1 protein-coding gene is annotated in these 2,165 nt (G+C 65.5%); it reads right to left on the bottom strand.

Annotated elements, in window-relative coordinates:
* The coding region (locus NRB16_RS28700; protein ID WP_257107537.1) for a condensation domain-containing protein at positions 1-2,165 on the bottom strand (2,165 nt) is incomplete at both ends.

The raw sequence follows: 2,165 nt of genomic DNA, 5'->3' as shown, positions 1-2,165 counted from the left end.
GTAGCATTCGGGGTGCGCTGCACCTGGGCAGAGAAAAGCCCGTGCAGGGTCTGCTCAAGATCGTAAGGTACGGCGGTGGCGTTGAAGCCTTCCAGCAGTTGCTGACGTTCTTCGTTGTCCAGCACCGGCAGGGTATTGACCGACCGCCGCGGCTGCTGCTCAAGAGCCTCGACCAGCTCGCTCAGAGCCTGCTGCATGTAGCCGCACAGGCGCTCGGCACCGATGCTGGCCGGCGTCAAGACAGTCAGTCTAAAACCATCACCCAAATCGTCGGCATTCAGGGTTAGCGGGTAGTTGGTGCGCCCTTCATGCTTGAGGGTGACGATGCCTTGCAAGGCTTGTTGCTGGCTGGCGTGGTTCTCGCTGTGACGGAAGTTGAGCATCGCGCTGAACAGCGGTAGCGGCGCGGCCACCCCGCTGCAACGCTGGGCCAGGGCTAACGGCGCGTGTTCATGCACCAATAGCGCACTGAGCCGGGCATGGGTGCTTTTGAGCGCGTCACGCACACCGGCACCGTCAAGGTCGACCCGCAGCGGCAAGGTATTGATGAACATCCCCAGGCCGCGATCAGCGCCGGCACCGCCTTGCAGGCGGCCAAGCAACACGGTGCCGAACACCACGCTGTCCTTGCCGCTGGTGGCGCCCAGCACCCGTGCCCAGGCCAGATGGAACAGGCTCGCCGCACTGACCCCGGCCTGTTGCGCCTGACTGCGCAGGCGGCTGGCCAGGCTGGTCGCCAGCTCCAGCTGGAATTGTTCGATATCGGCGCCGTCACCCTGCACGTCACGCAGGCCAAACGGCAGGGTCGGCTCGTCGATGTCGCCAAGCATGTCGCGGAAAAACCCTTCATGCTCCTGCTCACTGACCCCATGGCGGGCCTGGACCACATAGTTGCGATAGGGAATTGCCTGGCCCAGCGAGGCGTCCAGGCCCAGCAGGCTGACCTGCATTTCCTGGCGTACCACCTCCAGCGCGGTATGGTCCAGCGCCAAGTGATGGAACAGCAGGATCGCGACCACCCGCTGATTGGCCGGATCATTGGCCAGCACCAACTGGACCAGCGGCGCCTGGCTGATGTCCAGGCGGTAATCGCGGGCGTCGAAGCGCGCTTGCAACTGGGTCAGCACATCGCCGGCGGCCGGGTCGAGCTGCACTTCCAGCAACGGCAATGGCGCCTGGCGCCAGACGACTTGCACCGGGGTCGGCAGCCCCTGCCAGAGCACCGCAGTGCGCAGGATGTCATGCCGGGCGATGACCGCGCGCAGCGCGTCAGCAAAGGCCAGCAGGCGTTCATGGCTGTCGAAGGCCAGGCACGATTGCAGCAGGTACGGGTCGCCCTGGCGGGCACTGATGTGGTGATAGAGGATGCCTTCCTGCAACGGCGCCAGCGGGTAGATATCCTGCACATTGGCCACGCCGCCCGGCACGCTGGCGACAATATGGTCGATGGCTGACTGATCGAGCTGCACCAGCGGCAGCAGGTCGGGGGTGATGCGTTGCGTATCAAGCGTGATCAGGTTGGCCGGCACCGCCACTTCACGGCTGTTGCCCACGGCGGCGGCCAGCGCGGCCAGGGTCGGCTGGTTGAACAGCACCCGCACATCGCTGGCCAGCCCGGCCTGACGCATGCGCTCGACCAGCGTGACCGCCAGCAACGAATGCCCGCCCAGCTCAAAGAAATGATCGAAACGCCCGACCCGCGGCACCTTGAGCACCTCGGCCCAGATCGCTGCCAGGGCCGTTTCGGTCTCGCCTTGCGGCGCCTGGTACTCACGGCTGAGCAACGCCTCCTGATCCGGGTCCGGCAGCGCCTTGCGGTCGAGCTTGCCGTTGACGGTCAGCGGCAGGCTGTCGAGCTGTACCCAGGCTGCCGGTATCAGGTAATCGGCCAACCGGCCTTGCAGGTAATCACGCAGCGCCTGCAGGTCCACAGGCTGTGTGGCACTGAACCAGACCACCAGTTGCCCGCCGCGTACCAGCGCCACCGCATCCTTGACGGCCGCATGGCTGCTCAGCGCGGCTTCAATCTCGCCCAGCTCGACCCGCACCCCGCGGATCTTCACCTGGTCGTCATTACGGCCCAGATATTCGAGGTTGCCATCGGCCAGCCAGCGCACCAGGTCGCCGGTGCGGTACATCCGCCCGCCATTGAACGGGTCAGTCAA

This window comes from Pseudomonas sp. LJDD11, assembly GCF_024584215.1.
Classification (GTDB): Bacteria; Pseudomonadota; Gammaproteobacteria; order Pseudomonadales; family Pseudomonadaceae; genus Aquipseudomonas.
This window is presented reverse-complemented; position numbering and strand designations above follow the sequence as displayed.